This is a genomic window from Georgenia muralis (genome assembly GCF_003814705.1).
GTDB lineage: Bacteria > Actinomycetota > Actinomycetes > Actinomycetales > Actinomycetaceae > Georgenia > Georgenia muralis.
The window spans coordinates 4016414-4037082 of sequence record NZ_RKRA01000001.1 but is presented as its reverse complement, the minus strand read 5'-3'; the positions used below and the strand labels follow the sequence as shown (position 1 = coordinate 4037082).

General features: G+C 73.0%; 23 protein-coding genes and 1 pseudogene. 13 read left to right on the top strand and 11 right to left on the bottom strand.

All coding sequences use genetic code 11. The features are described from left to right. Nucleotides 1-89 precede the first annotated feature (89 nt). The 6 genes from EDD32_RS18985 to EDD32_RS18140 all read left to right on the top strand — a co-directional run bounded on the left by EDD32_RS18985 (nt 90) and on the right by EDD32_RS18140 (nt 6972). Complete coding sequence (locus tag EDD32_RS18985) at nt 90-1178, top strand: hypothetical protein (protein WP_170175353.1); 1089 nt, start codon at nt 90-92, stop codon at nt 1176-1178. 79 nt (nt 1179-1257) lie between these two features. Continuing rightward, nucleotides 1258-2712 carry a hypothetical protein gene (locus EDD32_RS18980; RefSeq protein ID WP_170175352.1) on the top strand — a complete coding sequence of 485 codons (1455 nt, stop codon included), beginning with the start codon at nt 1258-1260 and terminating at the stop codon, nt 2710-2712. A 353-nt stretch (nt 2713-3065) separates the two neighbouring features. Then, complete coding sequence (locus EDD32_RS18155; RefSeq protein ID WP_123919796.1) at nt 3066-4655, top strand: alpha/beta hydrolase domain-containing protein; 1590 nt, start codon at nt 3066-3068, stop codon at nt 4653-4655. A gap of 277 nt (nt 4656-4932) precedes the next feature. Further along, nucleotides 4933-5529, top strand: coding sequence for a hypothetical protein (locus EDD32_RS18150; protein WP_123919794.1), 597 nt, complete (start codon nt 4933-4935; stop codon nt 5527-5529). Nucleotides 5530-5598: 69 nt separating this feature from the next. After that, on the top strand, nt 5599-5838 hold the full coding sequence (locus tag EDD32_RS18145; protein WP_123919792.1) for a hypothetical protein: 240 nt from the start codon (nt 5599-5601) through the stop codon (nt 5836-5838). Nucleotides 5839-5847: 9 nt separating this feature from the next. Further along, nucleotides 5848-6972 carry a wax ester/triacylglycerol synthase domain-containing protein gene (locus EDD32_RS18140; protein WP_123919790.1) on the top strand — a complete coding sequence of 375 codons (1125 nt, stop codon included), beginning with the start codon at nt 5848-5850 and terminating at the stop codon, nt 6970-6972. Between the two features lie 43 nt (nt 6973-7015). Here the strand turns inward: EDD32_RS18140 and EDD32_RS18135 are convergent, their stop codons facing one another. Together EDD32_RS18135 and EDD32_RS18130 are read right to left on the bottom strand one after the other, a co-directional pair. Beyond that, nucleotides 7016-7417, bottom strand: a complete 402-nt coding sequence (locus tag EDD32_RS18135; protein WP_123919788.1) for a PIN domain-containing protein — start codon at nt 7415-7417, stop codon at nt 7016-7018. Then, nucleotides 7414-7698, bottom strand: a complete 285-nt coding sequence (locus EDD32_RS18130; protein ID WP_123919786.1) for a type II toxin-antitoxin system Phd/YefM family antitoxin — start codon at nt 7696-7698, stop codon at nt 7414-7416. The genes EDD32_RS18135 and EDD32_RS18130 overlap by 4 nt, the downstream gene beginning before the upstream one ends. A gap of 92 nt (nt 7699-7790) precedes the next feature. Here EDD32_RS18130 and EDD32_RS18125 point away from each other — a divergent pair, with 92 nt between their 5' ends. The 3 genes from EDD32_RS18125 to EDD32_RS18115 all read left to right on the top strand — a co-directional run bounded on the left by EDD32_RS18125 (nt 7791) and on the right by EDD32_RS18115 (nt 10545). Beyond that, entirely contained in the window at nt 7791-8876 is a 1086-nt protein-coding gene (locus EDD32_RS18125; protein WP_123919784.1) for an alpha/beta fold hydrolase, read from the top strand. 176 nt (nt 8877-9052) lie between these two features. Next, nucleotides 9053-9679, top strand: coding sequence for a DUF1326 domain-containing protein (locus tag EDD32_RS18120; protein WP_123919782.1), 627 nt, complete (start codon nt 9053-9055; stop codon nt 9677-9679). An 11-nt stretch (nt 9680-9690) separates the two neighbouring features. Continuing rightward, nucleotides 9691-10545 carry a DUF2182 domain-containing protein gene (locus EDD32_RS18115; RefSeq protein WP_123919780.1) on the top strand — a complete coding sequence of 285 codons (855 nt, stop codon included), beginning with the start codon at nt 9691-9693 and terminating at the stop codon, nt 10543-10545. A 388-nt stretch (nt 10546-10933) separates the two neighbouring features. On the opposite strand, the gene EDD32_RS18110 is transcribed toward EDD32_RS18115, so the two are convergent. Then, a complete protein-coding gene (locus EDD32_RS18110; protein ID WP_123919778.1) occupies nt 10934-11458 on the bottom strand; it encodes a DUF4242 domain-containing protein in 525 nt (174 codons plus the stop codon). Nucleotides 11459-11629: 171 nt separating this feature from the next. Between EDD32_RS18110 and EDD32_RS18105 the strand changes: the two genes are divergently transcribed. Beyond that, nucleotides 11630-12220 carry a TetR/AcrR family transcriptional regulator gene (locus EDD32_RS18105; protein ID WP_123919776.1) on the top strand — a complete coding sequence of 197 codons (591 nt, stop codon included), beginning with the start codon at nt 11630-11632 and terminating at the stop codon, nt 12218-12220. An 11-nt stretch (nt 12221-12231) separates the two neighbouring features. On the opposite strand, the gene EDD32_RS18100 is transcribed toward EDD32_RS18105, so the two are convergent. From EDD32_RS18100 to EDD32_RS18080, 5 genes are read right to left on the bottom strand one after another with little or no spacing between them, the layout of a single operon-like run. Beyond that, complete coding sequence (locus EDD32_RS18100; protein WP_123919774.1) at nt 12232-12912, bottom strand: DNA alkylation repair protein; 681 nt, start codon at nt 12910-12912, stop codon at nt 12232-12234. A 22-nt stretch (nt 12913-12934) separates the two neighbouring features. Further along, nucleotides 12935-13828 carry an ABC transporter permease gene (locus EDD32_RS18095; RefSeq protein WP_246006215.1) on the bottom strand — a complete coding sequence of 298 codons (894 nt, stop codon included), beginning with the start codon at nt 13826-13828 and terminating at the stop codon, nt 12935-12937. Further along, nucleotides 13825-15006: an ABC transporter substrate-binding protein gene (locus tag EDD32_RS18090; RefSeq protein ID WP_123919772.1), complete on the bottom strand. Its 1182-nt coding sequence runs from the start codon at nt 15004-15006 to the stop codon at nt 13825-13827. Before EDD32_RS18090 ends, EDD32_RS18095 begins: the two co-directional genes overlap by 4 nt. Then, nucleotides 15003-15770 (bottom strand): ABC transporter ATP-binding protein, encoded by a 768-nt coding sequence (locus EDD32_RS18085; protein WP_123919770.1) that lies wholly within the window; start codon nt 15768-15770, stop codon nt 15003-15005. The genes EDD32_RS18090 and EDD32_RS18085 overlap by 4 nt, the downstream gene beginning before the upstream one ends. Then, nucleotides 15767-16825: an acyl-CoA dehydrogenase family protein gene (locus EDD32_RS18080; RefSeq protein WP_123919768.1), complete on the bottom strand. Its 1059-nt coding sequence runs from the start codon at nt 16823-16825 to the stop codon at nt 15767-15769. Before EDD32_RS18080 ends, EDD32_RS18085 begins: the two co-directional genes overlap by 4 nt. Between EDD32_RS18080 and EDD32_RS19275 the strand changes: the two genes are divergently transcribed. Further along, entirely contained in the window at nt 16818-17759 is a 942-nt protein-coding gene (locus EDD32_RS19275; protein ID WP_211338887.1) for a hypothetical protein, read from the top strand. The two genes, EDD32_RS18080 and EDD32_RS19275, sit on opposite strands and share 8 nt — an antisense overlap. Further along, a complete protein-coding gene (locus EDD32_RS18070; RefSeq protein ID WP_123919766.1) occupies nt 17756-18088 on the top strand; it encodes a type II toxin-antitoxin system PemK/MazF family toxin in 333 nt (110 codons plus the stop codon). Before EDD32_RS19275 ends, EDD32_RS18070 begins: the two co-directional genes overlap by 4 nt. A gap of 19 nt (nt 18089-18107) precedes the next feature. Here the strand turns inward: EDD32_RS18070 and EDD32_RS18065 are convergent, their stop codons facing one another. The 3 genes and pseudogenes from EDD32_RS18065 to EDD32_RS20065 form a co-directional block, all read right to left on the bottom strand. Beyond that, a complete protein-coding gene (locus EDD32_RS18065) occupies nt 18108-19226 on the bottom strand; it encodes a hypothetical protein (protein ID WP_123919764.1) in 1119 nt (372 codons plus the stop codon). Between the two features lie 80 nt (nt 19227-19306). Further along, the gene (locus EDD32_RS19695) at nt 19307-19444 is read right to left on the bottom strand and encodes a hypothetical protein (RefSeq protein ID WP_246006214.1); all 138 of its coding nucleotides are present in this window, start codon (nt 19442-19444) and stop codon (nt 19307-19309) included. Between the two features lie 52 nt (nt 19445-19496). Next, nucleotides 19497-19589: pseudogene (locus EDD32_RS20065) on the bottom strand (hypothetical protein); the annotation flags it as partial. Here EDD32_RS20065 and EDD32_RS18055 point away from each other — a divergent pair. After that, the gene (locus EDD32_RS18055; protein WP_123919762.1) at nt 19562-20656 is read left to right on the top strand and encodes an SRPBCC family protein; all 1095 of its coding nucleotides are present in this window, start codon (nt 19562-19564) and stop codon (nt 20654-20656) included. The pseudogene EDD32_RS20065 and the gene EDD32_RS18055 sit on opposite strands and share 28 nt — an antisense overlap. The last annotated feature ends 13 nt before the right edge of the window (nt 20657-20669 follow it).

The window sequence follows — 20669 nt, the reverse complement described above, 5'->3', positions numbered from 1 at the left end:
CCTCGTAGCCCATTCCTGTCGGCACCTGTTCAGGTGGCACCTTCGCAAGGTCGCCTCTACGTTGTGGCGTAGACCACACCGGAGGTGACATGTCCGGCTCGCAGGGCAGGGGCCAGCGCTCGGACGGCGGACGCCGTCTCGGACGCTGGGCCCTCCGCGGGCTGGGGCTGCTCGCCGGGTCGGTGGGCGCCCTGGCCGCCGGTGCCGCGCTCGCGTCGTCCGCGAGTGCGTCCGTGCTCGACGGCGGCGCGCTGGACGGCGCAGAGAGCGTCGTCGAGCACGTGGCCGCGACGGCTTCGACCGCCGTCGACCCCGTGGCCTCCGCCACGAACGAGGTCGTCGAGAGCGTGAGCGCGGAGGCGGTCGAGACGGCGGTAGCCCCTGCGGCGCCGGTGGTCGAGGTGGCTGCCCCGGTCGTCGAGGTGGTGGCACCGGTCGTGGAGACTGCGGCGCCGGTAATTGAGGCAGCACTCCCGGTGGTCGAGGTCGTGGAGGCGGCTGCCCCTGTCGTCGAGGTCGCAGCGCCGGTCGTCGAGGTCGCAGCGCCGGTCGTCGAGGTGGCAGCGCCGGTCGTCGAGGTGGCTGCGCCGGTCGTCGAAGCGGTGGCGCCCGTCGTGGAGAGCCTCACGGAGATCAGCGCGCCGGTCGAGCCCGCTCTCGCCCCCGTCAGAGATGCCCTCGACGACGTCGTGCTCGAGCCGGTCCTGGAGGCCGCTGCACCCGAGACCACGACCCCCGCGCTCCAGATTCCGGCGGAGTCGCCGGTCGCCGGTCCGGCGGCCGTGGCACCCGCTCCGGTGGCCGACGACGGCAGCGCCGGCGCCGATGACGTGGCCGCATCCACCGTGACGACAGGCGCCGACCGGTTCGATGGTGCGACCTCCCAGGTTCGAACCGGGGAGCCGCGGCCGGCCGGCCCGACGCTCGTCGCCACCGAGGGCGAACCAGGCGCAACCACCGGCACAGTCGTCGGAAGCATCGGGAACGCACGCACGCCGTCGTCAGCCGCGGTTCCCGGTACGCCCGTCGTGGCCGCGAGTGGTGCGTCCGCCGCCGCGGAGGCCGCTCCGGCCACTCCCTACAACCTCGACGCCGGACCGCGCACATCTCGCGGCAACCCCGGCGACGACCCCACACCGCAGAGCATCGCTCTGGACGTCTCCGTCTCTCCTGCCTGAGGCGGGTCCGGCCGGCTCCACTGCCGGCACGCGACCCCGCGCCCTGTGCGCACCCATCCCTCAGTCAGGAGATTCAGCCATGCACATCTACGTCACTCGGGCGCTCAAGACAGCGCTCGTCACCGGTGGCCTCTTCGCCGCCGGCGCCACAGCAGCACACGCCGAGGTCGGCGGAACCGGCCTCGACCTCAACGCCGAGGCGTCCGTCGAGGTCGTCACCGAGGTGACAGCCACGGAGGACGTCCTGGTGGACGTCGACGCGACCCTCGGCGGCACCGACGCCGTCACGGGCACAGGCACCGGCGACGTCGTCACCGTGGACGCGGAGGTCGACCTCACCGGCGACGCCGCCAACGAGGTGGTCGATGTCGATGCCGAGCTTCTCGGTGGTGACCTGTCCGAGGAGCAGGCGGCCGACGCCGCCGACCCGGCAACCGCCGATGTCGACCTCGCGATCGGTGACGCCAACACCGGCACCGGCACAGGCACCACCGGCACCGAGAACACGGGTGCGGGTGAGGTCGTCGTCGCGGACGTGGAGGTCGACTTGGCCGGCGACGCCGCCAACGATGTTGCCGATGTCGATGCCGAGCTTCTCGGTGGCGATCTGTCCGAGGAGCAGGCGGCCGACGCGGCTGACCCGGCCACGGTCGATGTCGATCTCACGATCGGTGGCACGGACACCGGTGGTATCGGCACCGACGACATTGCGGTGGGTGCTGACGACCTCGCCACTGCGGACGCGGAGGTCGATCTGACCGGCGACGCCTCGAATGAGGTTGTCGACGTCGATGCCGAGCTTCTCGGTGGTGACCTGTCCGAGGAGCAGGCGGCCGACGCTGCTGATCCCGCCACCGTCGATGTCGATCTGGCGATCGGTGGCAGCGACACCGGTGGTGTCGGCACCGACGACATCGCGGTGGGCGCCGAGGACCTCGTCACCGCGGACGTGGAGGTCGACCTGACCGGCGCCGCCTCGAATGAGGTTGTCGACGTCGACGGTGAGCTTCTCGGTGGTGACCTTTCCGAGGAGCAGGCTGCTGATGCGGCCGATCCGGCCACCGTCGATGTCGATCTCGCGATCGGTGGCAGCGACGCCGGGACTGACACCGACACCGGGACGGACGCAGGCACCGGGACGGACGCAGGCACCGGGACTGACACCGACACCGACACCGACACCGGGACTGACGCCGACACCGGCGAGGTCGTCATCGTGGATGCGGAGGTCGACCTCGGCGTCGACTCCGCCGACCGGACCGCCGGCGACAACGCCGTCGTCTCCACGGGTGGCGCGGCCGTTGGCACCGGCGTCCTCGGCGCCGGACGGATCGTCACGGTCGCCAACCTGACGCACGCCCTCAGTGCCTCGGGCGGACCGGCGGCGCAGATCTCTGGCACCGGAGTGGCTGCGATGTCCACCGGCTCCCTCCCGGTAACCGGAGGTGACGGCCGGATGCTCGGCGGGCTCGCCGTGCTGTTCATGCTGGCCGGTCTCGCTGCGACCCGGCGGTTCGGGATGCAGATCAGCTGACGAGCACAGCAGGTGACCGGCCACGTCCCGCGTGGCCGGTCATCGGCATGCCCGGGTGTCGGCAGGCTCGCGCGACGGTCCCGTCGCCGAGTTGGGGGTTGTGGCTGGTCCTCGAGGCGATCTGGTCGCAACAACCCGCAACTCGGCGCGTGGCTCGGGTGTGTGACACGCCGACCCGCCGAGGGAACGGGCTCGGGGCAACCTGTGGCAACCGGTGGCCACAGGTGTCGGTGCTCCGAAGACTGCGTCGTGTGCCGAGGAGCGACCGCAGCGCCTCCCTCGCACGACCCGTGCGGGCCGCGATCACCGCGGCCTCGCCGACAGGACACCGACGTTCCTCGAAGGAGAGCTCCTTGACCACCCAGAGACTGACCCGGCGGCACATCGCCGTGACTGCCGCGGCGCTCGGCGCCATCGGCCTGACCGCCACCATGGCACCCGCCGTCGCCGCCCCGCCCGCCCACCCGCACGCCGAGCCGGACGCCGTCACCGAGTCCCTCACGGCGGTGCCCGACGTCGTCGGACCGATCGCCGTCACCGAGGACAGCTACCCCTGGTCGACGATGGAACGGGCCCGCCAGCCCCTCGACCTCGCCGCCCGCGGCTACGTCGAGGAGGAGTACTTCCTCTCGGGCACCGCCAACGTCTACGACGACGACGCGGCCGCCGAGGGTGAGCTGAGCGTCGTCACCGAGGACGTCGACTACACCAACCACATCCTCGTGCGCCGCCCCGCGCACAAGGGCGACTCCTCCGGTGTCGTGCTCGTGGACATCCTCAACGCCTCCAACGGCTTCCCGGGTGAGGACCACTGGCGCCGCATGTGGGACTGGGCGATGGACGAGGGCCACACCGTCGTCGGCGTCACCTCCAAGCCCATCCAGGTCGACGCCCTGAAGAACTTCGACGCCGAGCGCTACGCGCCGCTGACCTGGGACGTCGAGGACGTCGAGCGTGAGCCCATCGTCGCCGACCCGGACGACCCCTCGTTCAACCCCTTCATGGTGGTGCCCGGCGCGGAGGAGGGCCTCGCGTGGGACATCCTCACCCAGGTCGGCACCCTGCTCGACGGCAACGACGGGCGCGCCGTCCTCGGCGGCGAGAAGGCCAAGACGGTCCTGCTCATGGGGCAGTCGCAGTCCGGTATCTACATCAACACCTACGCCACGCACTTCCACGAGGCCGTCACCGCGGCCAACGGCGGGCCGGTCTTCGACGGCTACCTCAACTCCGTCGGCGCTGTCCTCGAGCGCCCTCTCCAGCAGGCGGACACCGACGGGTTCGTCGTCGGCCCGGGCTCCGAGCCCGCGCTCGACGTCCCCTTCATCACCGTCACCTCGGAGGGTGACGCCGGCCTGTTCGGCGCCGCGACCCTGGCCGAGAAGGACCTGCCGGACAACCGCCGCCACTGGCAGGTGCCCGGCACCCCGCACACCGACCTCCTCTCCCCGGTCATCCCGGCGGATGCGGAGATCTACAAGGCGGGCCGGCTGCCCAACACCGACGTGCACAAGGAGGAGTTCCGCGACGCCCTCAACCCCTACCCGCTCGAGCCCACGATCATTGCCGCCGCCGAGGCGCTGGTGAGCTGGAGCAAGACCGGCAAGGAGGCCGCCCCCTCCCAGTGGTTCGACCAGGCCGACGGCGCCCTCGTCCGCGACGAGAGCGGCAACGTCACCGGTGGTGTGCGCTACGGCCTCATCGAGTACCCGCTGGGCTCGTACCTCGGGGCTTCCAAGCCTGGGTCGGTCTACGGTTCGGTCGACCTCATCACCGCTGAGGAGTTCGGGCAGACGTACGGCACCCGGGCGGAGTACCTCGCCCTGGTCGCCGAGGTCGACGCCCAGCAGATCGACGCCGGCTACCTCACCGAGTGGGGCGCGGAGTACCTCGCGGGCGTTGCTGCAGACCTCCTGGACCGGATCGGCGTCCCGGCGGAGTAGGGCAGCGCGACCCCGGCGACGTCACGGTTACCGAGACGTCGCTGACCGGGGTCGACGCCGACCCGCATCGTGAAAGCAGCCCCCGACCGCGCAACCGGTTGGGGGCTGCTTGACGATGTGACCTTGTTGCGACGATCTGTGCACGCAGACTCGCAACGAGGTGACACGGGCGACGCTGGTCGACTGCTCTCGATGGAGGGCGCAGTCCCTTGGGCTCGTTCCTCCGCCGTCCCGGCCGGCGCGCCCGCATGTGGGCGCGCCGGTAACGTGGTGGCCGATGGAGGAACGGGAGAGCCGGTGGGAAGAGCGTCTCGCCCTGCCGGTCCTGGTCGCCGCCGTCGCCTCCGTCCCCGCCGTCTTCCTCACGCTGCTCGACGACCCCTGGGCGACGCTCGGCACGGGCGCGAACTGGCTGAGCGGGGGAGTCCTCGTCGCCGAGACGGTCGTGCTCTTCGCCGTCTCGGGCGACAAGGTCGCATGGCTGCGGAAGCACGTGTGGATGGTGCTGCTCACCGTGGCCGTCGCCATCGCCGTCGTGCTCGCGGTGGGACCGGTCCAGCTGCTCCGCCTGCTCAGAGTCGTGGGTGCGCTGAGGATCGTCCGGGCCGGGCGCATCGTCCGGGCCGCGCAGATCCTGCGAGCGAAGATGGGGCTGGACGGGGTGTCGTCGAGGTGGGTCTCGGTCCTCGCCGGCGTGCTGGTCGCCGCGTTCGTGGGCGTGGTCCTCGCCGACCCCACCTCGCAGTCCCGCCAGATGCTCGAGTCCGTGGTGTCCGGCACCACCGGCACGGTGATCGTCATCGTCGCCGGGCTGCTGCTCGGCGGTGCGACGTACGTCGTGATGCGTCAGCGGCAGCGGGATCGCGGCCGGTGATGTGTCGGCCGCCCTCCACCGCCGCGCCTACGGTGGTGGTGTGAGCTCCCGACGACTGGGAGGTGGCCGATGACCCTCGTGCGACGGCCCGCGCCGCTGGACCGCCTCAGCGCCATGGATGTCACCAACCTCCTGGTGGAGTCCCGCGGGGTGGTCATGCACGTCGCCGCGCTCGCCGTCCTCGACGGGCGCCCGCTCCTCGACCCTGCCGGCGAGGTTCGGATCGACGCGGTGCGCGAGCACATGAGCGCGCGGCTGCCGCGCCGCCTGCGGCAGCGGCTCGTCCTGCCGCACCGCGCCGTGGCGTAACGCGGCGTGGTGCACCGGGCTGCTCACGGCGGCGCGCACTGGTCCGCACCCGGACCCGTCGACCTCACCCGGCACGTGCGCGCCCAGGCGCTCGACCCGCCCGCCGACGAGGCAGCCCTGCTCGAGGCCTGCACCCGGATCAACGAGCGGCCGCTCGACCGTGACCGCCCGCTGTGGGAGATGTGGCTCCTCACCGGCCTGCCCGGGGACCGGGTCGGGTTGTTCCTGCGACTGCACCACGTCATCGCCGACGGCGTGGCGGTCCTCGGTCTGCTGGAGTCGCTCTTCACCGGCGGGCCGGGCGCCGCAGGACAGGGGCCGGTGTTCGATCTCGCGGAGGTGCGCGACGCCGCCGGGCGTTCGCCGGCTCGGCAGGGTGCGCGTGCCGCCACGCGCGCTGGGGTGACCGGAGCCCGGACGGCGGTAAACCGGGCCGCGGAGACGGTGGAGGTGCTGCGCGCCGGCCGGGCGCCCGCCGTCTCCTTCAACCGGCCGGTGGGCGGGCGCAGCCGGATCGTCCTCGCCCGCGCCGACCTGGCCCGCACCAAGGCCGTCGCCCACGCCCACGGCGGCAAGGTCAACGACGTCGTCCTGGCAGCGGTGGCCGGCGGGGCCCGGCGCCTGCTCGAGGGCCGTGGCGAGCTCACGGACGATCTCGTCCTCCGCGTCTCGGTGATCGCCTCGCTCCGCGATCCCGCGGCGCGCCCCGACGGCGCCGCCGGCAACCTCACCGGTGTGCGGGTGGTACCTGTGCCGGTCGGGGAGGCGGACCCGGTGCGCCGCCTGGAGCTGATCGCCGCCCACACCGCCGCGCACCGGGGCCGGCCGCCGCTGCGGCCCGGCGGGCGGCTGCTGCGCCGGTGGATGGTCGGGGTGATGAACCACCAGCGCATGGTGAACTTGCTCGTCAGCAACCTCCCGGGCCCGACGGAGCCGCTCGTCTTCGCGGGCGCGCCGGTGCTGGAGCTCTTCCAGCTGGGCACCAACCAGGGCAACCTCGCGCTGTCCGTCGGTGTGCTCTCCTACGCCGGAACCCTGGAGATCGACGTGGTGGGCGACGTCGACGTCGTCCCCGACCTCGACGCCTTCGTCAGTGGTCTGACGGACACGCTGGTGCAGCTAGGGGTGTGCTGAGGGACGAGCGACCCGGTCGTGGGCGACCGGCGCGTGCGCCACGTCAGGTCGACCGGCCGGGAGAGGCGACGTCTAGGCCGGCGGCCCGTGCGGCGTCGGCGAGACGGTCGTCGTAGGTGACGAGGACCGTCAGGGCGTCGCCGAGCAGGCGGGCGGAGGCGAGGTGCAGCGCGTCCGAGGTCCTGAGCGACGGATCTCCGACGTCGCACGCGACGTCCTGCACCGCGCGGTCGAGCGAGATGAGGTCGAGGTCTCCCACGACGGCCCGCGCCTCTGCCAGCGCGTTGGCGCCAGCTCGTCGCGCGGCTCGCAGGACCTCGACCCGGCCGAGCTCGCTCGTCACCGCGGGGAGGTCACGGTGAAGCTGGAGCCACTCGAGGAACCCGGCTGTCTCTACCTCGCGTCGCACCAGCTTCATCATCGCCGACGAGTCGAGGTAGATCACATCCGTTCCTCGCGGCCGGCGTCGAGCAGATCCTCGTTGGCCGGTTCGCCGGGTGCCACCGGCACCGGGTGAGGGGAGCGGAGACGCCCACTCGGACTCGTCGCCGGAATGAGCAGGCCGGCTGCGATCAGGTGCTCCCGAGCGCTCCGGGCGCCTTCCGGGGGAGTGAGGAGCGCGACCAGCTGTCCCCGGTCCGTCACCTCGACGGTCTGGCCCTTCCTCACCAGAGCGATGTAGCGGGACGCGTGCTGGCGGAGCTCCCGGATGCCGATACGCGTCATACCGGACACTGTAGCACTCGGGGTGCTACCAGGCCTCACCCTGAAGGGCCGCCGACAGCCACGCCGCGCGACACGGTCCCTACACTGAGGTGATGGCAGCGCTCGAGCAGCGCATCGGGTTCGCCACCGCGCGGGACGGCACGCGCCTGGCGTACGCCGTCCACGGCCAGGGACCGGTGCTCGTCCGCGCCGCGCACTGGCTGACCCACCTCCAGTACGACTGGGAGAGCCCGATCTGGCAGCCCTTCCTCGCCGAGCTGGGCAGCCGGTACACGGTGGTGCGCTACGACGAACGTGGTTGCGGCCTCTCCGACCGGGAGGTCGAGGACTTCTCGCTGGACGCCTGGGTGGAGGACCTCGAGACCGTCGTCGACGCCGCGGGCCTGGACCGCTTCGCCCTCCTCGGGGTCTCCCAGGGGACGCCGGTCGCGATCCGCTACGCCGCGGCCCATCCCGAGCGGGTGAGCCACCTCGTCCTCTACGGCGGGTACCTGCGCGGCTTCGACCACCGCGACCCCACCGACCTCCAGCGCCAGGCCCGCGACGCCATGACCACCCTCATCCGGATCGCCTGGGGCAAGGAGAACCCGACGTTCCGCCGCCTGTACACCTCCGACTTCGTCCCCGATGGTGACGAGGAGCTCCTCCGCGCCTACGACGAGCTCCTGCGGCGCACCACGACGCCGGCCGACGCCGCGCGCTTCGAGGCGGCCTTCGGCGCGATCGACGTGCGGGACGTCGCGCCGCACGTCACCGTCCCGACGCTCGTGATGCACCTCGACGACGACCGGGTCATCCCGCTGTCCGCCGGCCAGGAGGTCGCCGCCGCCATCCCGCACGCCCGGTTCGTCCTGCTCCCGGGCCGCAACCACGTCATCCAGCCCGACGAGCCGGCCTGGCAGCGGTTCTTCCGCCTCGTCGACGACTTCCTCGCGAGCGACCCGGACGGCGACGCCGGCCGGGCGCCCCACACGCCGCTCACCGTCCGCGAGCTGGACGTCATGGCGCTCGTGCGGCGCGGGCTGGGCAACGACGAGATCGCCGCCGGGCTCGGCATCAGTCCGCGCACCGTCGAGCGGCACCTGTCGAACGTCTACGTCAAGCTCGGCCTGACCGGCAAGGGGGCCCGGGCTGCAGCAGCGGCGGCGACCGCGCACCCGAGCGGCACGCGGAGCTGAGGTCCCTGGGCGGCCAGCGCTCGTGCCCAGCCCGTTGAGCCACGTGCGCCCTACGTGCACCGCGCCGCACCGGGGCCGCACGGGGGCCGCCGCGCCCCGGCGACGTGGGTGGTACGACGGACGCGGCCATGCCAGCGGCGCTCCTAGCGTGAGGAGTACGACCGAGGAGGATCACCATGACCACCACCGCACCCACCACCACGTACGACGTCGAGGGCCGGCTGCTCGAGGTCTGTTCCTGCGAGGTGATCTGCCCGTGCTGGGTGGGGGAGGACCCCGACGGCGGCACGTGCGACTCCGCCCTGGCCTGGCACGTCGACTCCGGGACGATCGAGGGCACCGACGTCTCGGGCCTGACCCTCGCCCTGAGCGTCCACATCCCCGGCAACGTCCTCGCCGGCGGCTGGCGCGCCGTCGTCGTCGTCGATGACAAGGCCACGCAGGAGCAGGAGCGCGCCCTCCTGCGCCTCTTCACGGGGCAGCTGGGCGGTGCGGTCGCGGACCTGGCCGCCCTCATCGGTGAGGTCGCCGCTGTCGAGCGGGCCCCCATCGTGTTCACGGTGGCCGAGGGTGTTGGGCGTCTCACCGTCGGCAACCTCGCCGACGCCGAGATCACCGGGTTCACCGGCGCCACCGGGCAGCCGTCCGTGCTGTCCGAAACGGTCTTCTCGACCATCCCCGGCTCGCCCGTCTACGTCGGCCGGGCGTCGCGGTTCACCCGCGACGGCAGCCGGCACGGTCTGCCCGACGTCGACCTCGGCGGGCACAACGCCCTCCAGGGCCACTTCCGCTTCACTGCCTGAGGGGTGGCGAGATGGCCGTCGCGCACGCACCGCTGGCCCGGTTCCGGGCCGGGCTCGACCCGCTGGTCCTGGTCACGGTCACGGCTGCCTGGGCGCTGATGCTGGTCCTGGTCGTGCTCGACCGCCCGGCGGTGCTCGACCACGGCGCCATCCTGAGCGCGCCGCCGGCGTCGCTGCCCGTGGTCCTGGTCCTGTTCGTGGCCACCTGGCAGGTGATGACGGCGGCGATGATGCTGCCCACCGCGCTGCCGATGCTCCGGGCCTTCGGGCGGGTCGCCCGCGGGCAGGCCCGGCCGCGGACGACGATGGCGGTCTTCACCTCCGCCTACTTCGCGGTGTGGACCGGTTTCGCCGTCGTCGCGCTCGGCGGCGACGCCGTCCTGCACCGGGCGGTCGACGCCTCGCCGTGGCTCGCCCAGCGGCCGGACCTCATCGCCGGCGGCGTCCTCGTGGCGGCCGGGCTGTTCCAGCTCAGCCCGCTCAAGGAGCGCTGCCTCACCGAGTGCCGATCCCCGTCCGCCTTCCTGTGGACGCACTACCGGCGCGGCGTGGCCGGCGCCTGGCACACCGGCCTGCGGCACGCCGGCTACTGCCTGGGGTGCTGCTGGGCGCTCATGCTCGTGATGTTCGCCGTCGGGACGGGCAACCTCGTGGCCCTGGCGGCGCTGACCGGGGTCATGCTCCTCGAGCGCACGCACCCGCGCGGGCGCCGGCTCGTCCCGGTGGTGGGTGTCGCGCTCGTCGTCGCCGGGACGCTGGTCGTCTCCCTGGCGGGACCCGCGGAGGATGGCCACGGCGACGCCGATCACGCCGCACCTGGTTACACCGTCGACGACGGCGGCGCGTCGGTTCTCGTCGGGGGCTGACCGCATCGGTCGCAAGGGCTGACCGAGCAGAGCGCACGGGGAGAGGCCCGGGTCCGTGGACCCGGGCCTCTCAAGGGTGCTTTCCCGGTGGGTCGGCTTCCGCGACATGCCCGATCATGGGCTGTGCCGGTGCTGACTTCGCATCAACGGCCAAGTGGTCGCACGTCGCCTGACGGCCGGGTAGCGCTAGTTGGCTTCATCACCTCTACGCATCACCTGCTCTGCTTCCGTTCCGCACCGTTCCCCCCACCGCCGGCGAACGTGTGCACCGCGTCCGACCGCCGGGGGAGTTGCGGTCTTGTCCGTCCACCCTAACCCCGGAACCCGCCGGACGACAGGTCCAAGGTCGCTGGTGTCGTGCTCCGCCGACCGGACGATGTGGTCCGGTTCAGACGAGCTCGTGGAGCCGGCTGATCGGGGTGCTGACGGCGGTGCGGGCGCGCACGACCGCCTCCTCGTCGGGGGCGTCGTAGAAGCACAGGCACTTGAGGGTGTCCTCCCGCACGTAGGTGCGCAGGAAGCTCACCTCGGGGACGTCGGCGTAGCGCGGGGCGTTGGCCTTCTTGCGCGTGAGGTAGCTGTCCATGTCGATCTCGGCGGGGATGTCCCACTCGACGAGGTAGCCGGCGGCGGGGCGGGCGGCCTTGATGTCGGCGAGGTCCGCCCCGACGATCCGCACTTTCGCCGGTGGGGAGACCGAGACGGCGTCCAGGGCGGCAGGGTCGAGGGCGGGCGCGGCGGCGTCGTCCGCGACCTCGGCCACGGTGAAGATCTGGGTGGCCCCGCGGGTCACCTGGGACTCGATGACCTCGGCCCCCGCGGCAGTGAGGAGCTCACCGATGCCGGCGACGACGGCGGCCGGGTCCTCGCGGTGCGCCTCGTTCGGGACCGTCTCGTACAGGTAGAGAGCCATGCGGGTTCCTTCCATGTCGATGTCTGCCCGCGGGCAACGTGGTCTGCCCCGTGGACGGGCTGCTGCCAGGCTAACCGATGAACAGACAGGTCGGTCTAGTCGAGCTTGCGATGTCCACGGGCTGGACCGATCCGTGGGGAGGCCCACGAACCCGATCGATAAGGTGGTCGCGTGACTCTGACCACCGGGCGGGCGCACGCCGAGCGGCTCCGCCCTCGGGACCGGCTGCTCGCGACCGCGACCGAGCTGTTCGCCGAGCGGGGCGTCCACGCCGTCGGCATCGACCGCATCCTGCGCGAGGCGGGCGTGGCGAAGGCGAGCCTGTACACGACGTTCGGCTCCAAGGACGAGCTCGTGGCGGCCTACGTCCGCTCGCTCGACGAGCGGGACCGCGACCGGTGGGCGGGCGCCGTCGCCGACGAGGCGGACCCCACGGCGAAGGTGCTGACCTTCTTCGACCTCGCCCTGGCCGGCCAGGAGCCGCACCACCGCGGCTGTCTCTACCTCGGCGTCGCGTCGGACTATCCGGAGGCGACGACGGCGGGCGAGCGCGCCGTCCGCGCCGCGATCACGGCCCACCGTGACTGGTTCTTCACCACCATCGCCGACCTCCTGCGCCAGGACGGCCGTGACGACGCCGAGGAGCTCGCCCGCCGGCTGCGGGTCCTCTACGACGGCGCACTGGCCGGGTCGAAGCTCGCCCGCGACGGCGAGCCGCTCCGCACCGCCCGCGACCTCGCCGCGGCGATGCTCGCCCGCTGAGCCTGCGTCCGCTACGAGGTGCGCTGCCGGCTCACCATCTCGGTGATCCAGGCCGGCGCGAACGGGGAGGTGCAGCCAGGCGGGGTCGGGTAGTCCTTGAGGACCTCGAGTCGCTCGCCGATCTCCAGCGCCCGGGCGCGGTGCTCGGTGTGCTCGATGCCGATCTGGGCCAGGCAGTGGTTCATCGCCCACTGCAGGCGGTCAGGAGCATCCTTCATCTGCGCCTCGATGACGTCGAGGAGCCCGGGCAGGTCCAGGCCCTCGGGGCTGCGCGCCACGCGGTCGGTGGTCAGCGCCCAGCCGGCGCTCGCGACCACCGGGTCGGCGAACCACGCCACGCGCAGCGCCTCGGCGTGCGGGGACTTCTTGACGACGTAGCCGACGAGCCAGTCGTGCACCTTCGGGGTCCGCGCGTCACGCAGCATGGCGTCGAGCTCGTCCCGCTCGAACGCCTTCGGGCGGCAGACGAGGATGGCCAGCAGCCGCGCGGCGGTGTCACCGGTCGACCACAGCTCACGGGCCAGCTCGTGCTGGGTCTTGAGCCGCTTGGCGACCGCGCGAAGCTTCGTCAGGTTCACGCCGTGGTCGTCGCCGTGCCGAACGTTCACCGCGCGGACCTTGGGGTCCTCGAGTGCGGCCAGCTCGGCCATCACCTCGGCCACCGTCGTCCCGGTCGTCGCCGTCTGCGCCATCTCGCCCTCCCGATCGTCGGGGTCAGCCTACGGCGGCCCCGGCGGGGGCCCGTGTCGCCCGCGCGGCCGGCGCGGCCCGGCGCCGCTCGAGCAGGCGCCTCGAGAGGGTGTCGAGGAGGAAGCCGAGCGCCCCGATGACGACGATGACGGCCATCACCTGGTCGTAGGCGAGCTGGTCGCGCGCGTTGAGGACCTGGTAGCCCAGGCCTGACCGGACTCCGAGCATCTCCGCCGGGACCAGGACGATCCACGCCGTCCCGAGGGCCACCCGGAACCCGGTGAGCAGGGCGGGCCGGATCGAGGGCAGGACGACGGCGAGCAGGATCTCGCGGTGCGTCGCACCCATCGAGCGGGCCACCAGCACGTGCCCGGGATCCATGGCGCGCACCCCGGCCACGGTGTTCATGACGATCGGCCACACGGCCGCCGCGGCCACGAGGAAGACCACGGGCTCGTGCCCGATACCGAAGACGGCGACGGCGAGCGGCGTCCAGGACAGCGGCGAGATCATCCGCAGGAACTGGAACGGCGAGTGCGTGGCCTGCTCGAGCCGGCGGTTGAGCCCCACGAGCAGACCCACCGGGATCCCGACCACGGCGGCCACGAGGAGACCGCTGAGGAGCCGGTAGAGCGAGGCGAGGGCGTCCGGGACGAGGACGCCGCGGGCGAACAGCCCGGCCACCGCGGGCAGGGCGTGCTGCGGGGCGACCGCCCGCAGGATCGGGTCGTCCACCACCGCCGGGTGGGTCAGCGCCCACCACAGCACCATCAGCGTGGCGAACCCGGCGAGCGTGGCGCCCAGGCGGCCGGACCGGGCCCCGCGGCTCCGCGCGCGGAGCACGTCGGTGCGGGCGTCGGGAGGGGCGCTGCGGGTCGGCGCGCCAGAGGGCGGCGCGGTCGGGATCTGGGCGCTCATACGGCGATCTCCTCGGTACGGGTGAGGTCGGCGGGCAGGCCCCAGGCGGCGGCGCCGCCGGTGCGCTCGAGGGCGGTGCGGACGAACCGGTCGTCCACCAGGGCCCCGTGGACCGCGGCGGGGTCGAGGCGGTCGAGGAACGTCCGGTCGCCGTCGACGACGGTGGCGTGCATGGTCTCCACCAGGGCCTCGGTGAAGCTCGGGAACGGGAACGGCGCGAACCCGATGAGGTGCGGGTCCCACGCCGGGTGGACGACGGCGTGGGCGCCGGCGGGCTGGTTGAGCGCCCGGGCCACCACCGGCCCCGGCTGGGGCAGGTACGACATCTCCGTCAGGGTGGCGGCGGCCCCGGCCCGGTCGGCCACGATCGCCCGCTGCCCGGCGAGGACGGAGTCGGTGAGGGACTGGACCGCGCCGGGTCGGGCGTCGATGAGCTCGTCGTGGGTGAGGAGCACGCAGCACGCGTGGTCCTTCCAGACGTCGCCGAGGAACCGGTGGATCCGCCCGATCCCGCGCGCCTCGGCGGCGGCGTTGAACGGGTCCGCGACGGTGTATCCCGCGATCGACCCCCCGGCCAGCGCGGGCACCATGTCCGACGGCGACATGACGATGAGCTCGACCGTCCCGGCCCGGGCCGACGCGCCGCGCCGGATCACCGGCTCGAGGCCTGCGCCGCGCAGCATCCGCTGCAGGACGATGTTGTGGATCGACCACCAGCCGGGGATGGCCACCTGCTGCCCGGCGAGCTGGGCGAGGTCGGTGACCTGCGGGGCCACGGTCAGGGCCGACCCGGAGGTGTGGTTCCAGGCCAGCACCCGCGCGCCGGGGTCGACGGTCGCGCGCAGCTGCAGCGCCATCGGCATGAGCATGTGCACCACGTCCACCTGACGGGTGAGGAAGGCCTCGGCCAGACCCGCCCAGCTGCGGAAGAGGACCGGCTGGGCGACGTCGAGGTCGTGCTCGGCGTAGAGCCCGTGGCCGTGCGCCACGAGCAGGGGCGAGGCGTCGGTGATGGGGAGGTAGCCGATCCGCAGCGGCCGGTCCCGCCCGGAGGTGGCCGGGGCCCCGGTGGCGGCGGTGATGCCGAGGTTGGCCAGACCGGTCAGACCCCCGGCGGCGGCGCCCGCCACCAGGAGGCCGGACCCGGCGCGCAGCAGTCCCCGGCGGGTCAGGCTCATCGGCGGTACTCGCTGAGGATCTCGGTGCGCAGCGCGGTCCGGGCGCTGCCCTCGCGGGCGCGGTCCACGTCCGTCCACACGCGGTCGACGACGCCGGAGCCGCTGAGCAGCCCGATGCGGCCGCCGAGCGTGATCGCCTCGTCGACGTCGTGGGTGACGAGGATCGTCGTCGTGCCGAGCTCGGCCACCACACCGGCGAGCCACTGCTGCAGGTCGGCCCGGGTGGCGGGGTCGAGGGCGCTGAAGGGCTCGTCGAGGAGGAGCAGGCGGGGCCGGACCCCCACCGCGCGCATGACGGCGACCCGCTGGGCCTGCCCGCCGGAGAGCTCGTCGGGGTAGGCGTCGGCGAGGTGGTCCAGGCGGAAGTGCTCCAGCATCTCCTGCAGGTCGGAGTGGCCGTGGCGCTCGCGGGTGGACCGGAACCGCGAGCCGAGGGCCACGTTCTCCCGCACCGTGAGCCAGGGGTAGAGCAGCGGGTCCTGGAACACCATGGCGACGCTCGGGCGGACCCGGCCGGCGCCGTCGGCCTCGCTGACGGCGGCGAGGTCGACCGTGCCGTCGTCGAGCTGGTCGAGCCCGGCGAGGACGCGCAGCAGCGTGGACTTGCCCGAGCCGGACGGGCCGAGCAGGACGAAGAACGCGCCCTCCCGCACCTCCAGGTCGAGGTCGGCGAACAGGGGGCGGCCGTCGGGCAGGGTCCGGCGGGCCCCGTCGATGCGGACGGCGGGCGCGACCGTCACGGGCGGGGTCACGGGGGCGCTCATCGCGCCACCGCCTCGGCCCGGGCGAGCTCCCAGCGCAGCTGGGCCTCGGAGGGGGACTGCACCGGCAGGAAGGACGCCTCTCGGAATCGCCGGTTGGTGGCCGAGGCGGTGGCGTAGCCGCGCCCGCCGTCCAGGGCCAGGCCCAGGCGAGTGCTGGCGGTGGCGAGCGTCGTGCTCTCCAGGCGCAGGGCGATGAGGTCGCGCACCGCGACCGTGCCGGGCGTGGAGTCGGCGGCATAGCCGTGCAGGCGGTCCCGGAGGTCGTCGTAGCGGGCGGCGAGGTCCTCGTGGTCGCCCGCGTAGACGGCGCCGGTGCCGGCGAGCTGGGGGATTGCGGCGTCGAGCGCCGCGCCGGTGACGCCGCTGCAGAACGCGGTCTGCAGGAGCAGGAACCGGGGCCGCACCGTGGCGGCGAAGGCCTGGAGGTCGGTGCTGACGACGGCGTCCGCGGGGACGGCGACGTCGTCGATGAGGAGGGAGCCGGACGCCGTGGCGTTCAGGCCCAGCAGGTCCGGCGCCGCGCGCACGGTGAGGTCGGCGGCGTCGACGGCGAGGACGCGGGTGCCGCCGCCGGGCAGGTTCGCGGCCAGGACGACGACGCTGTCCGCGGCGACGTTCGACGCCCAGGCCACCGTGCCGCTGAGGCGGTACCCGCCCGCACCGTCGGGGGTGGCGGTGACCGGGGCCTTCTCGAGCCCGACCGCCTGGCGCTGGCCGGCGGCCATGGCCGTCACCCCGCGGCGGCGCACCGCGACGACGTCGGCGAGCCGGGTGGCCGTGCGGGGTGAGGCCGGGGCGAGGGCGAGGTACTCCGCCGCCATCCGCTGCGCCCAGGCCACGAACCCCACGGTGAGGGACGCGCGGGCCACCGACTCGATGACCCGCACCGCGGTGGCCACCGACGTCGCGCTCGGGTCGAACAGGTCGAGCCGGTGGGCGAGGACCCGCAGGTCGTCGATGGGGTCGGCGTCCGAGCGGTCGATGGCCCCGGCCCTGTCGGCGATGTCGGGCAGGACGTCCTCGAGGACGTCCTCGAGCGAGGGGGAGGTGGTCATGTCGGGCCTTCCTGGGCGGTGTCGGTCCGGTGATGGCTCGACGCTCCCACCGACAGACCGGTCTGTTCTCGTCCGGTTCGCCCGGATCTCAGGATGTGGGCCGAGGGCGGCGCGGGTGCGGCCGGTCGCCCGCACGTACTCGCCGTCGCTGGACGACTACGACGCCGACGACGCCTCGCTCGCGGCCGAGCACCAGGACTTCACCATCCCCTACGCCGCGGTCGGCATCACCCCGCGGGAGAAGGTGCTGGCCACCGACGCGCTCGTGGTCGAGGTGCTCACCGGCGTCGAGATCGCCGAGTTCGAGGGCGTCCCGTCGGGGGAGACGGTCACGGCCGGGTGGGCCGACCTCCCGGCGGGGGAGCACGGCTGGAACGTGGTGGTCACCGACCCCTACGGCGCCGAGGCCCTCTCAGCCGTGGAGACGGTGACGATCTCGCGCGGTGGTGCGGGCGAGCCAGGGGCCGGTGAGCCGCCCGCGCACGCCGGGGGAGCGGGCCCGGCCGGCGTTCGCCGGTCAGCCCGGCCCGCCGCCGCACGCGGGCGGGTACGCCAAGCGCCCGTAGCTCACAGCCAGAGGGGACCGGAGGGCATCCGGTCCCCTCTGCCGTTCCCTTCCCCATGGTCCGGTGAGGCATTGCCGCTTGGTGTCCGTGGCGGTATACCAGTGGGTATGAATGACTCCACGACCATCAAGGTGCCGCGTGCGTTGCGTGACCGGCTGGCCGTCCGCGCGAGGCAGCAGCACTCGACGCTCGCTGCAGCCATCGAGACCGCCTTGGATGCCTCCGAGGAAGGCGAGTTCTGGACGCGGGTTCGGTCGGAGAACGCCGCGCTGACCGACGAGGAGCGCCGCGCCCGCCTCCACGATCCGGCGGCCGCTGACAACCTTCGTGATCCGGTCGACGACGCCCTCAGGGAGGATGACTGGTGATTCGCGGCGAGATCCACCTCGCTGATCTCGGTGAGCCAGTGGGGCACGAGCAGTCGATGCGTCGGCCGGTTGTGATCATCAGCGCTCAGCCTTGGCTCGACTCGGCACCGCCAGTCGTCACGGTCCTGCCTATGACCCGAACCCACCGGCCGTCGGTCACTCATGTCGAGGTTGAACCGGGAGCCTCCGGTCTGCGCCAGACAAGCTATGTCAAGTGCGAGGACGTCCGGGCCATCTCGCCCCAGCGCCTGCTCCGAAGGATGGGTGCGGTGGACGTGGTGACACTCGCGCGCGCGGAGCTTGCGCTCCGGCGGCTCCTGGGCCTGTGATCCGACTGCCCCACGCGGCTCAGGTCAGGCCGAGCTGATCGACCACCTGCTGCATGACCACGTCGAGAACCGGGAGTAGGTGCGCCGGGAGCTCGTAGCGGTCGTCCGCAACGCTGAGCACGCCGGCCGTCGCGAGTGCAGCAAGGTCAGCGTGGACCATCACCGCCATGAGGTCGGCGGACGGGTGTGTGGGGGCGGCGAGGTGGACGCCACCGGGCTGAGCCGCCTTGGTCAGGGCCAGGAAGGTCAGCGGGGGCATCGCGGCCACCGTGGTCCCGTCCTCCTGCTCCGCGAGGAAGGTCAGCAGCGCCGAGCCGAACAGGACGTTGCCGCAGTTGACTCGCGCCTCGGCGTCGCCGTTCGGGCCTACCCACGGCAGGGCTTTCGCTGCGGGTGAGACGGTGGTCCGGCTGAGGTCGATGAAGCCACCGGCGACCAGGGCGGTCCAGAGCAGCGCGAGCTCGGGGACGTCCCACATCGAGCGCACGTGCGGGTCGTCGAGCCCGAGCAGCCCGATGACCTCCGCGGTGTCGGCCTGGCGCAGCGCACCGGTGCTCGTCACACGCCGGCCGTCGCCGAGCCAGGCCAGCAGGGCGTCGGCGCGGCGCACCAGCGTGGTTCCCGAGACCGCGGCGGCCTGCTCGGCGAGGGAGGTCGGTGCCGGGACGGCATCGGGGTCGACCGGGTCGCCCAGGAACGGCGGCCAGATGTCGGCGAGCTCGACGTCGTCGTCCTCGTCCGGCCAGTCCTCGTCGTCCTCGTCGGGCCAGGCGTCGTCGTCGGACCAGCTCACGCCCAGGTCCGGGACGACCGAGAGCCGTGGCCGGCCGCCCGGGCCGAGCCCGAACGCGGCACCGGCTTCACCCGGAGCCTGTGGGGTGCCGGGGGCGGCGTCGTCCGGGAGCCGACCCGTCTCGGTGACGGCGAAGCGCTCCTCGTAGCTCAGCGAGTTGAACCACTCCATGGCCGCGGCGACACCGGCGGGGCCGGTGACGTCGAACCCCTGGGAGCGCGCGGCCTCGATGATGTTGCCGCCGATGGAGCCGGTGGGGTCCGGACGGTCTCTCCGGTGCGGCCGCCGCACCGGGGGCTGCGTCTGGTGGGTCCGCGTCTTGCGGTTCTTGCGCTTCTTCGGCACGGGGTCCTCGCGGTGTCGGCCGACGGGATGGTCAGCGTCCAGTGTGCCAGCGGCCCCGACCGCGCGGTCCCGTGGGCCAGTCATGCTGCTCCGTCCTTGTCGTCGAGGAGGGTGCCGAGACGGTCCATCCGGTCGGGCCAGGTGGCCGTGAGGCCGGCGACCCACTCCTCGAGGTCCTGTACCGGTCCGGGGAGCAGCCGGTAGATGCGGCGCTGCACGCTTCGTCACGCCGACGACCCCCGCGTCGGCCAGGACCCGCAGGTGCCGGGACACCTGCGGCTGGCCGACGCCGAGCGCGTCGACGATCGCGCCGACCGATATATATCTGCAAGGGCATGCGCAGGCGGTCGTGGCTCGGTGCACAGGGCTGGCACCCGGCGCCGGCGGCCGTCCGGGACCTACGCCCGTTGTTCCCTGAGCCGGCGGTCATAAACTCCAAGCAGGGGCGGTCTCGGTCGCCAACGGGGGAGCTGCTGGCGGGCTGTCCCGACCGTCCAGAGGAGATGAGGACGGTGGCAAGGGTCGAGCACACAACCATGATCAACGCCCCGGTCGAGGAGGTCTTCGCGTTCGCGAAGGACCTCGGGAAGCTGTGGGACTGCTGGCCGGACGTCCGCGCAGGCCAGATGACGGACACCCCGCACGGCGTGGGCAGTCGTGCCGAGTTCTTCATCAAGGTGTTGGGCCCGATGCACATGCAGGGGCACGTCGACCTGCTCGAGATGGTCCCGAACGAGCGGCTCGTCGTGAAGTCGTCCTTCGGACCGCGGTTCACCTTCACGTTCGCCCCGCACGACGGCGCCACGGCTGTGACCATCGTCGTCGAGTGGAGCTACGACACCCCCATCGTCGGTGCGCCGATGGAGAGCCTCACCGCGAGGCGGTCGGTGAGCGAGTTCCTCACCTTCCTCGCCAACGTCAAGGCCGCGATCGAGGGCATCCCCGCCGAGGAGGTCGAGCCGGCCGAGGACGTCGCACCCGGCGTCCTCACGCGGTCGGTCCTCATCGACGCACCGGTCGAGAGGGTGTACGAGGACGTCCTGGACATCGGGACGTTCTGGACCGGGGCGCCCGACGTCGCCATGAGGTCGGTCCGGCGCACGCCCGACGGTGTGGGCACCTCGGCCCGCATCTACACCCACTGGCTCGGCGCTCACATGGAAGGGGGCCTCGAGATCGTCGAGGCCGTCCGTCCCGAGCGCGTCGTGGCGAAGGTGACCTTCGGGCCGGAGAGCCCGATGTGGACCTTCACCCTCGAGCCCGTCGACGGCGGGACCCGCCTGAGCGGGCAGGGCCGGTGGCACCTGGGCGTGCCGGTGGTCGGCAAGCGGTTCGTCACCATGATGGCGGCATCGCACGAGGAGTTCCTCGAGCAGATGCTCGCCGGCGCCAAGGAGCGGCTGGAGGCGCCGCACCTCGCCATGGCATGAGGCTCGGAAGGTG

Excerpts from the sequence above, each read along its gene's own strand:
- EDD32_RS18095 (WP_246006215.1), bottom strand. The coding sequence starts at position 13,828 with ATGAGCGCCCAGATCCCGACCGCGCCGCCCTCTGGCGCGCCGACCCGC.
- EDD32_RS18150 (WP_123919794.1), top strand. The coding sequence starts at position 4,933 with ATGGAGGAACGGGAGAGCCGGTGGGAAGAGCGTCTCGCCCTGCCGGTC.
- EDD32_RS18100 (WP_123919774.1), bottom strand. The coding sequence starts at position 12,912 with ATGGCGCAGACGGCGACGACCGGGACGACGGTGGCCGAGGTGATGGCC.
- EDD32_RS18085 (WP_123919770.1), bottom strand. The coding sequence starts at position 15,770 with ATGAGCGCCCCCGTGACCCCGCCCGTGACGGTCGCGCCCGCCGTCCGC.
- EDD32_RS18145 (WP_123919792.1), top strand. The coding sequence starts at position 5,599 with ATGACCCTCGTGCGACGGCCCGCGCCGCTGGACCGCCTCAGCGCCATG.
- EDD32_RS18985 (WP_170175353.1), top strand. The coding sequence starts at position 90 with ATGTCCGGCTCGCAGGGCAGGGGCCAGCGCTCGGACGGCGGACGCCGT.
- EDD32_RS18130 (WP_123919786.1), bottom strand. The coding sequence starts at position 7,698 with ATGACGCGTATCGGCATCCGGGAGCTCCGCCAGCACGCGTCCCGCTAC.
- EDD32_RS18120 (WP_123919782.1), top strand. The coding sequence starts at position 9,053 with ATGACCACCACCGCACCCACCACCACGTACGACGTCGAGGGCCGGCTG.
- EDD32_RS18125 (WP_123919784.1), top strand. The coding sequence starts at position 7,791 with ATGGCAGCGCTCGAGCAGCGCATCGGGTTCGCCACCGCGCGGGACGGC.
- EDD32_RS18055 (WP_123919762.1), top strand. The coding sequence starts at position 19,562 with ATGCGCAGGCGGTCGTGGCTCGGTGCACAGGGCTGGCACCCGGCGCCG.
- EDD32_RS18115 (WP_123919780.1), top strand. The coding sequence starts at position 9,691 with ATGGCCGTCGCGCACGCACCGCTGGCCCGGTTCCGGGCCGGGCTCGAC.
- EDD32_RS18080 (WP_123919768.1), bottom strand. The coding sequence starts at position 16,825 with ATGACCACCTCCCCCTCGCTCGAGGACGTCCTCGAGGACGTCCTGCCC.
- EDD32_RS18090 (WP_123919772.1), bottom strand. The coding sequence starts at position 15,006 with ATGAGCCTGACCCGCCGGGGACTGCTGCGCGCCGGGTCCGGCCTCCTG.
- EDD32_RS18980 (WP_170175352.1), top strand. The coding sequence starts at position 1,258 with ATGCACATCTACGTCACTCGGGCGCTCAAGACAGCGCTCGTCACCGGT.
- EDD32_RS18110 (WP_123919778.1), bottom strand. The coding sequence starts at position 11,458 with ATGGCTCTCTACCTGTACGAGACGGTCCCGAACGAGGCGCACCGCGAG.